Annotated in this window: 11 protein-coding genes and 1 pseudogene; 8 read left to right on the top strand and 4 right to left on the bottom strand. The window is 66.0% G+C overall.

The window, feature by feature from the left end; genetic code table 11:
- Positions 1–315: 315 nt before the first annotated feature.
- The 4 genes and pseudogenes from ABIA73_RS15405 to ABIA73_RS15390 form a co-directional block, all read left to right on the top strand.
- A pseudogene (locus ABIA73_RS15405) lies at positions 316–1,170 on the top strand (PA0069 family radical SAM protein); the annotation flags it as partial.
- Between the two features lie 139 nt (positions 1,171–1,309).
- Positions 1,310–1,918, top strand: a complete 609-nt coding sequence (locus ABIA73_RS15400) for a hypothetical protein (RefSeq protein WP_140226690.1) — start codon at positions 1,310–1,312, stop codon at positions 1,916–1,918.
- 24 nt (positions 1,919–1,942) lie between these two features.
- Positions 1,943–2,536: a hypothetical protein gene (locus ABIA73_RS15395; RefSeq protein ID WP_025875536.1), complete on the top strand. Its 594-nt coding sequence runs from the start codon at positions 1,943–1,945 to the stop codon at positions 2,534–2,536.
- 157 nt (positions 2,537–2,693) lie between these two features.
- Positions 2,694–2,876 carry a hypothetical protein gene (locus ABIA73_RS15390; protein WP_193600453.1) on the top strand — a complete coding sequence of 61 codons (183 nt, stop codon included), beginning with the start codon at positions 2,694–2,696 and terminating at the stop codon, positions 2,874–2,876.
- Between the two features lie 36 nt (positions 2,877–2,912).
- On the opposite strand, the gene ABIA73_RS15385 is transcribed toward ABIA73_RS15390, so the two are convergent.
- The 3 genes from ABIA73_RS15385 to ABIA73_RS15375 all read right to left on the bottom strand — a co-directional run bounded on the left by ABIA73_RS15385 (position 2,913) and on the right by ABIA73_RS15375 (position 6,361).
- A complete protein-coding gene (locus tag ABIA73_RS15385) occupies positions 2,913–3,620 on the bottom strand; it encodes a 2OG-Fe(II) oxygenase (RefSeq protein WP_140226688.1) in 708 nt (235 codons plus the stop codon).
- Between the two features lie 108 nt (positions 3,621–3,728).
- A complete protein-coding gene (locus ABIA73_RS15380; RefSeq protein WP_025875529.1) occupies positions 3,729–4,745 on the bottom strand; it encodes a class 1 fructose-bisphosphatase in 1,017 nt (338 codons plus the stop codon).
- A 413-nt stretch (positions 4,746–5,158) separates the two neighbouring features.
- Positions 5,159–6,361, bottom strand: a complete 1,203-nt coding sequence (locus tag ABIA73_RS15375; protein ID WP_354275986.1) for an amino acid aminotransferase — start codon at positions 6,359–6,361, stop codon at positions 5,159–5,161.
- Between the two features lie 171 nt (positions 6,362–6,532).
- On the opposite strand from ABIA73_RS15375, the gene ABIA73_RS15370 reads away from it, so the two are divergent.
- The gene (locus ABIA73_RS15370; protein ID WP_025875525.1) at positions 6,533–8,647 is read left to right on the top strand and encodes a TonB-dependent receptor family protein; all 2,115 of its coding nucleotides are present in this window, start codon (positions 6,533–6,535) and stop codon (positions 8,645–8,647) included.
- 85 nt (positions 8,648–8,732) lie between these two features.
- On the opposite strand, the gene ABIA73_RS15365 is transcribed toward ABIA73_RS15370, so the two are convergent.
- Complete coding sequence (locus ABIA73_RS15365) at positions 8,733–9,059, bottom strand: hypothetical protein (protein ID WP_025875523.1); 327 nt, start codon at positions 9,057–9,059, stop codon at positions 8,733–8,735.
- Positions 9,060–9,200: 141 nt separating this feature from the next.
- Here ABIA73_RS15365 and ABIA73_RS15360 point away from each other — a divergent pair, with 141 nt between their 5' ends.
- From ABIA73_RS15360 to ligD, 3 genes are all read left to right on the top strand, one after another.
- On the top strand, positions 9,201–9,599 hold the full coding sequence (locus tag ABIA73_RS15360) for a hypothetical protein (protein WP_025875521.1): 399 nt from the start codon (positions 9,201–9,203) through the stop codon (positions 9,597–9,599).
- Positions 9,600–9,744: 145 nt separating this feature from the next.
- Positions 9,745–10,671: a non-homologous end joining protein Ku gene (gene ku / locus ABIA73_RS15355; RefSeq protein ID WP_025875519.1), complete on the top strand. Its 927-nt coding sequence runs from the start codon at positions 9,745–9,747 to the stop codon at positions 10,669–10,671.
- A gap of 3 nt (positions 10,672–10,674) precedes the next feature.
- Positions 10,675–13,152, top strand: a complete 2,478-nt coding sequence (gene ligD, locus ABIA73_RS15350; RefSeq protein ID WP_354275985.1) for a DNA ligase D — start codon at positions 10,675–10,677, stop codon at positions 13,150–13,152.
- The last annotated feature ends 242 nt before the right edge of the window (positions 13,153–13,394 follow it).

Raw genomic sequence — 13,394 nt, 5'->3', positions numbered from 1 at the left:
TGTCGCTCACTCCCATCCGAGTTGTCTGCGTGACCTAGCCTGCGCCAAGGTCAGGCATCGTATGAGGTGCTTCCCTACTTCAGCCGGCGAGGAGAGGCCTTCCGGCTTCCTCGGTCTGCAAGCATCGCTGAATCCCCTGAGCCCCTGCCGGACGCGGTAGGGGCTCCAATGGCGGAAGCGATCTAGGCGCTAACCGGCGCTCAATTGCCTCAGGCTACAAGGCGAAGTACTGCTGTCGCTCCGCTAGGCTTAACGGAAATCTCTTGGGGGCCGACGATGCAGTGAGCACTTTTCTCCGAACACATATAGTGCTGCTGCTCCTACTGCTTCGCCCGCCCCTCGCATGCCTATCTGAACCTGTCGCCTGGCCTGGACTTCGAGACCAAGCTGTTTGCCAAGACCAACGCGCCACAGCTGCTGCGCAAGGAACTGTCGAAACCCGGCTACGTGCCGCAGCCGATCGCGCTGGGCATCAACACCGACGCCTACCAGCCGATTGAACGCAAGTTCAAGCTGACCCGCCAGCTGATCGAAGTGATGCTGGAGACGAAGCATCCGTTCTCGCTGATCACCAAGAACGCACTGGTCGAGCGCGACATCGATCTGCTCGCACCACTGGCGGCGGAGAACCTGGTCAGCGTGCATTTCTCGGTGACATCGCTGGATCCGCATCTGTCGGCGAAGCTGGAGCCGCGCGCCTCGGCACCCCATGCGCGGCTGCGTGCGATGAAGCGCCTGCACGAGGCGGGCATTCCGGTGGGCGTGATGGTTGCGCCGGTGATTCCGTGGATCAACGACAGCGAACTGGAAGCCGTGCTGGAGGCTGCGCATGATGCCGGCGCCAGCACTGCAGGCTACGTGCTGCTGCGCCTGCCGCTGGAAGTTGCACCGCTGTTCCGCGATTGGCTGGACACCCATCATCCCGATCGCGCCGCGCATGTGATGAGCACCATCCAGCAGCTGCGCGGCGGCAAGGATTACGACAGTCAGTTCGGCACGCGCATGCGCGGCCAGGGTGTTTACGCAGAGCTGCTAAGCAATCGCTTCAAGCTGGCGCGCAAGCGCCTCGGCTTCAATGCGCAGAACAGCCACTGGCCGAAGCTGGATTGCAGCCGGTTCGAGAAGCCGTTGCCGCCGAAGGTGGATACGCCCCAGGGTTCGCTGTTCTAGAGCACTGGACCGCTGTGCGATCTACCGGCAACAATCTGCACTTGGCCGGAGGGCCTGCAAACCAGGGAAGGGAGCAGATGGGTTACCTACGATCGGCGATGGCGCGATTCGGTCCGCATGGCGACGAATCGATTTGTCCATGAAGCGTCTACCTGCCCTCGGCTGTGGTGCGTTTCTGTTTGCCTGCAGCGCCGATGCAGAAGCTGCCCGTGCGTTTGTGGTTGAAGACGCTGCCATGCGTGACCTCGCCTGCCTCGGGGTGGAGCCCCGCCAGCTGCTCTTTTCCTGTCACCAGATCGTTGCCGGCAACAATCGTGTGGTCGGGCTTAGACGATTCCGGTCTTCGTGGCGGATCGACCATTCCACATTCAGCAAGCTCACGATCCAGCTCCCTGCTGAGGCGAAGGCAGGAGACCGATTCGCTGCCGCAGGCGATCGAGTACGGATGTTCCATAGCAGCGGTTCCAGCGCATTCGCCGGAAAGACCGGCTGCTACGGAGTACCCGTCGCAGGGCAGATCACCGTGGTCTCCACCGGAGATTTCGGCATCGAGATCCAGATCGACGCAACGTTCCGCGCCACAAGCCCACTGCAATGGCCGGGAGAGTGCGACGCACCGACGACGGTGTCAGAGCGTTTGAGAGCCTTGCCGCTGTCGCTGCAGCATCTTGATGCATGGACGGGAGCGCATGATCCGGACGCATCACCCTTCGATCAGGCACACCCCTCCAATCGCTTGCATGACTGAACTCAGATCAGCAGTTTCTACACGATGAAACGTACTTGCTGCCTTCCGGCCAGCGCTCTCATGCTCTGCCTTGTGGCCCTGCAGGCGCAGGCCCGCGACATCCACGAATGCATCGTCGTTCCGCAGGCCACGATCGTCACTGACATGCCGGCTGGCCTGGACGAGTTCGAACAGCGTCTGTGGGTGGCGAATACAGGTCAGAGGGTGCGCAAGGGCACGGACACCCTCCTCCTGCTGCGCCTCTTCTCGGAGTCGCCGGGCGTGATCGATTCCCAGCAGTACATCAAGATCACGGGCAGCCTGAAGCGATACGCGCCTTCGTCGAAAGGGACGCCGGAGGTGGTGGATGCGCGCTTGACAAGTGGCGGCGCGGGCTTCGCGCACAAGGGAGACTACTGGCTGTCCGATTCAGCGGACGTCGAACTACATCAGCCGCACAGGGGCGATAGTCAGATCGAAGTCAAAGTGACGGCTGTTGGGTGGAACAGCTATCGAAAAGAAGACCGTTCCTTCTATCTCCAGTTCACCTGTCAACTCAAGGAAATCCCTGTCGAGAAGCTCAGTGCCTGGCATGGAGGCAACGACAATCTCTGGGGATCCTTTGGACCCGCCAGATAACTGAGCGGCATCAATCTGTACCCAGCAACCACTGCACGCTATGGAATAGACAAGCGCCAGCTGCGGGGGCTGGAGAGAGGAGAGTTCAGCATCATGGATGCGGAACATATCCGCCTGCTGGTTCAAGTCGACGTATCCGAACCCATGAGCACATGACATGAAGATCATCTACTGGCTGGGCATCGCGTTCCTGTGGATGCTTCCGTTGAACGTTCTGCTGCTGACGGCCGGCACGCTGATGTCGGGTGAGGCGCTTGGAGAACAAGAGTTCGTCGGCCTGGGTGTGGCCGTGTTCGGTACCGTGGCGGGCGCGATTCTCTATCGCCGCCGCCCGCGGTAGCGCCGAGCAAGCGAGGGTTAGCAGCACGCGCGACCCTTACCCTCCAAACAGCTTCTGCGCGCTCTGGAACAGGATCCAGCTGGTGGCGATGAACTTGTCGCCGCCCTGCGGCCGGTTGCCGCGATGGGTATGGGTGAACGCAGTCGGCGCGATCAGCAGGCTGCCGGTACGCGGTGCGATCTTCCGCCCTTGGAACAGGAACTCGGTTTCGCCCTCTTCGAAGTCGTCGTTGAGGTACAGGGTCCACAGCACATGCCGGTGCAGGGTCTCGGCCTGCGCGTCCTTCGGGTACAGCTCGCAGTGCCAGTACGGGTAACCGCCCTCGCCCGCCGCATACCACTGCAGATTGATCGCGCCCGGGCGCAGGCAGGTGCGCGCCAGATCCGCCAGCTGCTCCGGCGCCATGTCGGGGAAATCCTCGGCCGACAGGCGTCGCGGCTGGCCGTTGCTGTCCTGGATCTGCAACATCAACGGCGCGATCAATGCCTGTGGATAACGGCGTAGATAAGTCTGCAGACCCGCAAATACCGCCTGTTGCAGCTGCTGGTCCACATCCTGCCAGCCATCCACGCCGCTGATCCGCAGATCCTTGCTGTGCTTGAGTTCCGGGAACACGCCGCTGCCCACTGCGCCGGGTTTCAGGCTCTGGCTTGCACGCATGCGCGCGACGATCGCAGCGCACACGTCGCTGGGGACGGCGTTGTGGATGACCTCGATGAAATCGACCGGGCCCGGCTCGTGCATGCGTGCATTCCTTCGACGGCAAGGGCTTGATGGTGCCGTTTGCAGCTGCTGCTGTCACCCTGCGGTCATGTCATCAATCTGCCATGACCGCTGTAGGGATGGCCGCTGTCAGACGCTCTTCGCGTCATGCTCCTGGTGATAACGCACGGCCTCGGCGACCTCTTCGCGCGAACCGAGGAACACCGGCACGCGCTGGTGCAGCTGGTCGGGTTGCACATCGATGATGCGCTCGCGACCGGTCCAGGCAGCGCCGCCCGCCTGCTCCACCAGCAGGCCCATCGGGTTGGCTTCGTACATCAGGCGCAGCTTGCCGGCCTTGCCCGGTTCCTTCTTGTCCCACGGGTAGATGAAGATGCCGCCGCGGGTCAGGATGCGATGCACGTCGGCGACCATGCTGGCGATCCAGCGCATGTTGAAGTTCTTGCCGCGCGGGCCTTCCTTGCCGGCCAGCAGATCTTCCACGTAGGCCTGCATCGGCGCTTCCCAGTGCCGCTGGTTGGACATGTTGATGGCGAACTCCTGGGTGGCCGCGGGGATCTGCATGTTCTCGGTGGTCAGCAGGAACTCGCCGGTTTCGCGGTCGAGGGTGAAGGCGTGGGTACCGTGGCCGACGGTCAGCACCAGCTGCGTGCTGGGCCCGTAGATGCAGTAGCCGGCGGCGATCTGCTTGCTGCCCGGCTGCAGGAAGGCGTCATCGCCGGGCAGTTCGACGTTGGTCGGGCAACGCAGCACCGAGAAGATGGTGCCGACGGAGACGTTGACGTCGATGTTGGAGCTGCCATCGAGGGGATCGAACAGCAGCAGGAAATCGCCACGCGGATAGATGTCCGGCACCGGCTGGCTGTGGTCCATCTCCTCCGATGCGCAGGCGGCGAGGTGGCCACCCCAGGCGTTGGCCTCCAGCAGGATCTCGTTGCTGATGACATCCAGCTTCTTCTGCGCTTCGCCCTGCACGTTGCCGGTACCGGCCTCGCCGAGCACGCCACCGAGGGCGCCCTTGCTGACGGCGATGGAGATGCTGGTGCAGGCGCGGGCGACGACCGCGATCAGCTGGCGCAGGTCGGCGTTGATGCGGCCGGCGTGCTGCTGCTGGATCAGGAAGCGGGTCAACGAGGTACGGGACATGGGCGGGCAGGTCTCGGCAACGGGAAAACGCCTATTGTCGCCGGTCTGACTTGCGCGTGGGTGAGCGGGGGTAGGCGTAATCGTTTCCAGAGGCGTTGCGGTCGTGGCGCCTTCCCTTCGTCGAGGCGCGCGGGAGGGGGAGACAATGCAGGACACGCTGCAAGTACGTCCATGTAAGCTCGATGGCGCCTTGCTCGTGTGCGCTGTCCTGCGCACACGGCAAGACCGGGGTTGGGCATCCTGCCCAACCCGCCCGAGGCATGCCTCGCGCCCATGGCGCCAACGGTCCTGCATTGCCTCCCCCTCCCGCGCGCTTCAGGGTTGGCCGCGAGCGCGGAGGGTGTGGCAAGGCAGGAGCAAAAACAAAGGCGCCTTGCGGCGCCTTTGTTTCCACAGCTTGCTGGAGCGGTCGATCAGCCCTTGGCGACGGCGGCCACGGCCTTGGCGACGTACTCCAGGTTGTTCTGGTTCAGCGCGGCCACGCAGATGCGGCCGGTGCCGACGGCGTAGATGCCGAACTCGTCGCGCAGGCGCTCGACCTGTTCGCGGCTCAGACCGGAGTACGAGAACATGCCCGCCTGCTCGTTGATGAAGCCGAACTGCGGGGCGCCAGCGGCGGCCAGCTTCTCGACCAGGCCCTGGCGCAGGGCGTGGATGCGCTCGCGCATCTCGGTCAGCTCCTGCTCCCACATCGCGCGCAGTTCCGGATTGGTCAGCACACCGGCAACCAGTGCAGCACCGTGGGTGGAGGGGCTGGAGTAGATCGTGCGGATCACGCGCTTGACCTGCGACTGCACGGCCTTGGCGTCAGCGGCGGTCGGCGCGACCATCGACAGCGCACCCACGCGCTCGCCATACAGCGAGAACGACTTGGAGTACGAGTTGGCGACGATGAAGCTGTCGATGCCGGCCTCGGCGATGATGCGCACCGCGGCACCGTCCTGCTCGATGCCCTTGTCGAAGCCCTGGTAGGCCATGTCGATGAAGGGGAACAGCTGGCGGTCCTTCAGCAGCTGTGCGACCTGCTTCCACTGGCTGACGGTGAGGTCGGCGCCGGTGGGGTTGTGGCAGCAGGCGTGCAGCAGCACCACGGTGCCCGCCTCCAGCTTGCCCAGGTCGGCCAGCAGGCCGTCGAAGTTGACACCATGGGTGGTCGGGTCGAAGTAGGTGTAATCGACCACCTCGAAACCAGCGGCGCTGAACACGGCGCGGTGGTTTTCCCAGCTCGGGTTGCTGAGTGCGACGGTGGCGTGCGGCAGCAGCTTCTTCAGCACGTCGGCGCCGACGCGCAGCGCACCGCTGCCACCGACAGTCTGGGCGGTGGTGACACGGCCGGCGGCCAGCAGCGGCGAGTCCTTGCCGAACACCAGCTCACGGGTGGCCTGGGTGTACGCCGGCAGGCCATCGATCGGCAGGTAGCCGCGCGGTTTGGCTTCGTTGGCGAGCTGCTGCTCGATCTGCTTGACGGCGCGCAGCAGCGGAATGCGGCCGCTCTCGTCGTAGTAGATGCCCACACCCAGGTTGACCTTGGTCGGGCGGCTGTCGGCGTTGTACGCCTCGGTCAGGCCCAGGATCGGGTCGCCTGGGACCAGTTCCACGTTTGCAAAGAAGGACACGGCGGTACTCGTTCGGTAGACGGAAAGGGGGAGGAATTGCGCCACGCGGCTTGCGGCCTGTCGGCCGAAACCGACCCATCGTAACAAAGCCTGCCGGGGCTGGCCGCCGCCATCGTCATCCGCCTGCCCGTACCATGGCGTGCGTTGCCGCCCGATCCATCAACCTGAATCATGAATCCCAGCGCACGACGCCAATGCCTGCCGCTTTCCACCCTGCTGCTGCTGCCTTTGACGGTGACGGCCGAGCCATTGCCGACCGCCCTGCCGACGGTGCAGGTGCAGGCCGCGCGGGTGCCCGGCGTCGACCCCTTCGCTCTGCCCGCCAGCCTGGATACGGTGTGGATCGACGCCGACCGTACCGGCCCGGGCACGCAGCTGTCCGAGGCGCTGGGCGGAGTGCCGGGCCTGCTGGCCCGGGACCGGCAGAACTTCGCGCAGGACACCCAGCTGTCGATCCGTGGCTTCGGCGCTCGTTCGACCTTTGGCGTGCGCGGGGTGCGGGTGCTGATCGATGGGGTGCCGGCGACCATGCCCGATGGTCAGGGCCAGCTGTCGCACGCCAGCCTGCTCGGTGCCGAGCGCATCGAGGTGCTGCGCGGGCCGTTCTCGGCCCTGTATGGAAATTCGTCCGGGGGCGTGCTGCAGGTGTGGAGCGCGCAGGGCCAGGCCGGTGACCCGTGGCGGCTGCGGGTGAATGCCGGTGCCGACAACACGCTCAGCGTCGGCGCGCAGCTGCGCGGGGCGGGCCCTGGCGTCGACTACAACGTGGCCGCCAACCATTTCAGCACCGATGGCTGGCGTGACCACAGCCGCGCGCGGCGTGAATCGCTCAACGCGCGCCTTGGCACCGAGCTCGCCGGCGGCCGCCTGGAGCTGCTGCTCAATGCGCTGCACGCGCCCAACGCGCAGGACCCGCTGGGCCTGACCCGCGCGCAGGTGGCGGCCGATCCACGCCAGGCCACGGCGGTGGCTGAGCAGTACAACACCCGCAAATCGGTGCGCCAGCAGCAGGCAGGCCTGCGCTGGACCCGTGAAGCCGGTGCGCAGCGCTGGCAGCTGATGGGCTATGCCGGGCAGCGCGCGGTGACCCAGTACCTGCCGATTCCGCCGGGACCGCAGGCCAACCCATTGCACGCCGGTGGCGTGATCGACCTGGATGGCGGTTACGGCGGGCTGGACGCGCGCTGGGGCTGGAACGGCGATCTGTGGGGGCGCCCGCTGGATCTGGTGGTGGGCGTGAATGCCGATCGCCAGCGCCAGCACCGCACCGGCTACGAGAACTTCGTCGGCACCACCGTGGGGGTACGCGGCCGCCTGCGTCGCGACCAGATCGACATCGTGCAGAACGTGGACCAGTTCGCCCAAGCGTGGTGGCAATGGAGCCCGCGCTGGTCGCTGCTGGCCGGGGTGCGCCACAGCGCGGTGCGCTTCGAATCGGATGATCGCTACATCGTCGGGCGCAACCCGGACGACAGTGGTCGCCGTCGCTACCAGGCCACCACGCCAGTGGCGGGTGTCAGCTTCGAGGCAAGCCCGCAGTGGCGCCTGCACGCGGCGATCGGTCGTGGCTTTGAAACCCCGACGTTCAATGAGCTGGGCTACCGCGCCGACGGCCAGGCCGGGCTGGCGCTGGATCTGGCGGCCGCCCGCAGCCGCAGCGTGGAAGTGGGCAGCAAATGGCATGCGCAGGATGGAAGACAGCTCGATATCAGCCTGTTCCGTGCAGATACCGACGATGAGCTGGCCGTTGCCAGCAACACCAACGGCCGCAGCACGTACCGCAACATCGGCCGTACCCGCCGCCAGGGTGTGGAGCTGCAGTACCGGCAGCCGTTGGCCGAGCAGCTGGAGCTGCAGCTGGCCTGGACCTGGCTGCAGGCGCAGGTGCGTTCGCCCTATCTGGCCTGTGCGGCCAGCAATTGCGCAGTGCCCGACACCGTGGTTGCCGCTGGCAGCCGCCTGCCCGGCGTGCCCCGGCAGCAGGCGTATGCCCGCCTGCAGTGGTCGCCGGGGCAGTGGCAGTGGGGGTTGGAAGCTGCCGCCAGCAGCGATGTGGTGGTGAACGACATCGCCACCGAGCGCGCACCGGGATACGCGCTGCTGAACCTGGAAGCCGGTCGCCGCTGGACGCTGCAGTCGGGTGACCTGCGCGCATTCGCACGTATCGACAACGTGCTGGACCAGCGCTACATCGGCTCGGTGATCGTCAATGACGGTAACGGCCGGTTCTTTGAACCGGGGCCGGACCGCCGCGCCAGCGTTGGCCTGCAGTGGTCATGGCGTTAGGCGGGCCCCGGTAGCGCCGGCCCATGCCCGGCGAGCGCGCAGCGCGGACGTGACGGATCCGCCGGGCATGGCCCGGCGCTACCGATCAATCCGGGGCCTTGGCGGGCACGAACGGCGAGGTTGGATCGCTGGCCGGGAAGGTCTCTTCCAGCGCCTCGTCCTGGTTGTCGCTGGCGTGCTGCTTGCGCTCGCGCCGCTTCAGCGGACTTTCCTGGCCACCGCGATTGCGGTCACCGCAGTCCTTGCGGTCCTGGGCGGCCTGTTCAGGCCGGCGCACGACGGGCAGTACGCCCTCGTCCGGTGTCGACATGCCGGCGCCACGGTCCTCGGCGTCGGCCAGATCGTGCTTGCCGCGCTGCTCGCCCGGCTCGGGGGTGTGGTTCTCACGCAGGGGGTCACGGGTGGTGGTCATGGGGCGTTCCTCCGGTAGGCCTCCACTAGAGCGCGGACGAAGTAAAGCCACTGCGAACCTGGCGTCATGAACATCTTTGTCACGACTGGATAACGGCGGCGCGCGTATTCCTGCCCACCCGCCCTGCTGCAGGAGCCGGCCATGCCCCGTCTTGAACGCCCCGCCCCGTCCGTGTTCAACGCCCTGCTGGATCCGCTTGGCCAGCGCAGCACGCAGCGCCGGACGCGCCGCCTGGAGGATCCGCAGGCGGTGGCGCAGGATTACCTGCAGTACATGCTGAGCGACTACGAGGAACGCCGCGGGCAGGGGCATCGCAACTGGCGCGATCTGTGCCCGGTGTACGCCTTCGCGCTGACCACCCACGCCGCTGACTGGCCGCGTGGCGGTGAGGCCGATACCAGTGGCGAACTGGCCGAGCACTGGGACCAGATGCGCGGACAGTCGCGCCTGAACTGGGCACAGGCGCAGCCGGTGGTGGAAGATGCCTGGCGCGCGCTGGACCATATCCCCGCCGCTGCGGTGAGGCCGCTGCTGCAGTAGTGCCGGTCGCTGGCAGGCATCGCCAGGATTCAAGGAGCTGCCGGCCAGCGGCCGGCACTACCGCATGGTCTGCACGTGGCCGACACGGTTGTTTCACGGTAGCCGGCTGAAGCTGGCTACCCCTGCTGAAACACAGGTGCGCATCATGGCCCGCCCGATCTGGACCGGTACGCTTTCCTTCGGCCTGCTCAACGTACCGGTCTCGCTGATGTCCGGCGAGCGCAAGGTCGACCTGCACTTCCGCATGCTGGATTCGCGCGATCGCAAACCGATCCGCTTCGAACGGGTCAACGCCGACACCGGCGAGGAAGTGCCGTGGAAGGACATCGTCAAAGCCTACGAGTACGACAAGGGCAGCTACGTCGTGCTGGAGGAAGACGACATCCGTTCGGCGGCGCCGGAAAGCCATGAAACGGTGGAGGTGGAAACCTTTGTCGACGCCAGCCAGATCGACCCGCGTTACTACGAGAAGCCCTATCTGCTGGTGCCGGGTAAAAAGGCCGAGAAAGGCTACGTGCTGCTGCGGGAAACGCTGCGCAGCACTGGCAAGGTCGGTATCGCCCGGGTGGTGGTGCGCACGCGCGAGTACCTGTGCGCGGTGATGCCCAACGATGACGCGCTGGTGCTGATGATCCTGCGCTATCCGCAGGAACTGGTCGAGCCTGACGACTACAAGCTGCCCAGTGGAAAGCTTGCCGATTACCGCATCACCAGCAAGGAAACGGCGATGGCCGAGCAGTTGATCGAGTCGATGGCCGGTGACTGGGATCCTTCGCAGTACCACGATGAGTTCCGCGAACGCCTGCAGCAGGTGCTGAACAAGCGCATCAAGTCCAAGGGCGGCACCACCCAGGTGGAGGACGAGCCGGCACCGCGCGAGGACGCAACCACCAACGTGGTGGACTTCATGGCGCTGCTGCAGAAGAGCCTGGATGCCAACAAGCGCACGCCGGCGAAGAAGGCGGCCGCGCGCAAGGCTCCAGCCAAGAAGGCAGCGGCGAAGAAGGCACCGGCAAAAAAGGCCGCCAAGAAGGCGGCAAAGAAAACCCCTGCGCGACGCAAGGCAGGTTGAGCCATGTCGTTGCATCAGTACCGCCGCAAGCGTCGGCTGGGCGGGGGGAGCGGACAGACCCCGGAGCCGGACGATGCACCGGCACGAGGCAATCCGAAGCGGCGGCCGATCTTCGTGGTCCAACTGCACCACGCCAGCAGCCGCCACTACGATTTCCGCCTGGAAATGGATGGCGTGCTGAAAAGCTGGGCGGTGCCGAAGGGGCCGTCGCTGCGGGTGGGTGAGAAGCGCCTGGCGGTGGAGGTGGAAGACCATCCCCTGTCCTATGCCGGCTTCGAAGGTGATATTCCGGAAGGCCATTACGGCGCCGGCCACGTCGATGTGTTCGACCACGGCAGCTGGGCCTGCGAAGGTGATCCGTTGCAAGCACTGGCGGCGGGCAAGATCGACTTCGTGCTGCACGGGCAGCGCCTGGCCGGTGGCTGGAAACTGGTACGCACGGCGATGAAGGGCCGCCAGGTGCAGTGGCTGCTGATCAAGCGCGATGACGCGCAGGCACGGGATGCGGAGGCGGACGATCTGCTGCACACGCCAGCGCTGAAATCCGCGAAGAGGTCTCGGGCTTCAGCGAAGAAGACGGCTCCAGCGCCACGTGCCGCACACCCACGCAAGGCCGATGCACGCTGGCATGCGCGCGCGTTGCAGCTGGACGAGGCGCGCGACAAAAGCTACCCGCACCAGTTCAAGCCACAGCTCACCGATCACCGCGACACCGCGCCCGATGGCGAGCGTTGGCTGCATGAGATCAAGTGGGATGGTTACCGGTTGCTGGCCGATGTGCACGAAGGTGAGGTGACGCTGCGCTCGCGCAATGGCCTGGACTGGACTGCCGATTTTCCCGAAGTGGTGCAGGCGCTGCAGGCGCTGCCGGTGCGCGATGCGCGTCTGGACGGGGAACTGGTGGTGCTGGACGACAACGGCCGCAGCGACTTCGCCGCGCTGCAGCGGGTGATCGACGGCAGCTCGAAACAACCGCTGCGCTACATCGTGTTCGACCTGCCGGGCGTGGCCGGGGTCGACATCAGCCGTGCGCCGCTGCTGCAACGCAAGGCACTGCTGAAGGAACTGATCGGCGATGCAGTTGGCACGCTGGCCTTCAGCGAGCACGTCATCGACCACGGCCCTGCCGTGTTCGAAGCCAGCGGCAAGGCGGGATTCGAAGGCATCGTCAGCAAGCAGGTCGATGCGCCTTACGTGAACACCCGCGCACGCAGCTGGGTGAAAGTGAAGCATGAGGACACCGATGAATTCCTGATCATCGGCCACACCGCACCCAAAGGCTCGCGGGTGGGATTCGGTTCGCTGCTGCTGGCCACGCCGGACAAGGGCGGCCTGCGCTATGTCGGCCGCGTCGGTACCGGCTTCGACGATGAGGGCCTGCGCGCGCTGGCGGCCACGCTCGCGCCGCTGGCGGTGAAGGAGGCGGTGCTGCCGCTGCCGGCGCACGTGCCGTTCCGTGCGGCGAGCGTGCGCTGGGTCAAGCCGGTGACAGTGGCCGAGGTCGCGTTCCGCGGCTGGGGCAAGGAAGGGTTGCTGCGCCAGGCCAGCTTCAAGCGACTGCGCAGTGACAAGAAGAAGGAGGACCTGGCGATGAGTGCAACACCGGCCGATGACGGCGACGACGTTGCCATCACCCATCCCGAGCGCGTGGTGTTTGCGAAGAAGAAGCTCAGCAAGGGTGACGTCGCCGACTACTACCGGCAGATGGCACGCTGGATCCTGCCGGAAATCAGTGGGCGACCGCTGTCGCTGCTGCGCTGTCCCGACGGCGTAGGCAAGGCATGTTTCTTCCAGAAGCACCATGGCCAGGGCCTGGGTGATGCGGTGCATGCGGTGCCGCTGCAGCAGAAGAGCGGGCGCGAGGACTACGTCTATATCGATGACGAACGCGGCCTGCTGCAGCTGGTGCAGATGAACACCCTGGAACTGCATCCATGGGGCGCGACGGTGGCCGATCCCGAACATCCCGACCGGCTGGTGTTCGATCTTGATCCGGGTGAGGGCGTGAGCTGGGCCGACGTGAAGCGCGGCGCGCGCGATGTGCGCGATCGACTGCAGCAAACCGGGCTGCAGAGCTTCGTGCGGCTGTCGGGCGGCAAGGGCGTGCATGTGGTGGTACCCCTGCAACCCGCAGCCGACTGGGACGACGCGAAAGCGTTCTGCGAAGCGTTCGCGCAGGCGATGGCCGAACAGGCGCCGGATCGCTACGTGGCGACGATGAGCAAGGCCAAGCGCAGCGGAGTGATCTTCATCGACTGGCTGCGTAATACACGGGGAGCGACCAGCGTGTGCTCGTGGTCGCTGCGCGCGCGGGAGAGCGCGGGAGTCGCGGTGCCGCTGCGCTGGGAAGAGCTGGCGCGCGTGAGCGCGGCCGATGCGTTTCCGATGGACAAGGCGTTGGCACGGGCGAAGCGTTTGAAGGCGGATCCGTGGCAGGGCATCGACGCGCTGAAGCAGACGCTGCCGACGTTGCAGCGGTAGTGCCGGCCGCTGGCCGGCAACTGCAGGTTTGCTGGGCTTGCCGGCCAGCGGCCGGCACTACCCGTATCCGGGCGTCGACGCGTTGAAGCAGCGGTTGCCGATGTTGCCTATATCTGGACATTCACGGGCTGAAACAGCGACGCTGCAGCGGTAGTGGCGGGGGGGGGGGGGGGGGCCCCGCCCCCCCCCGGGGGGGGGGGCCCCCCCCCCCCCCCCCCCCCCACCCCCCCCCCCCCCCCCCC

Source organism: Stenotrophomonas sp. 2694 (assembly GCF_040548715.1).
GTDB classification, from domain to species: domain Bacteria; phylum Pseudomonadota; class Gammaproteobacteria; order Xanthomonadales; family Xanthomonadaceae; genus Stenotrophomonas; species Stenotrophomonas indicatrix.
The sequence above is the reverse complement of the archived record's forward strand: the minus strand, read 5'-3'. Positions and strand labels throughout refer to the sequence as shown.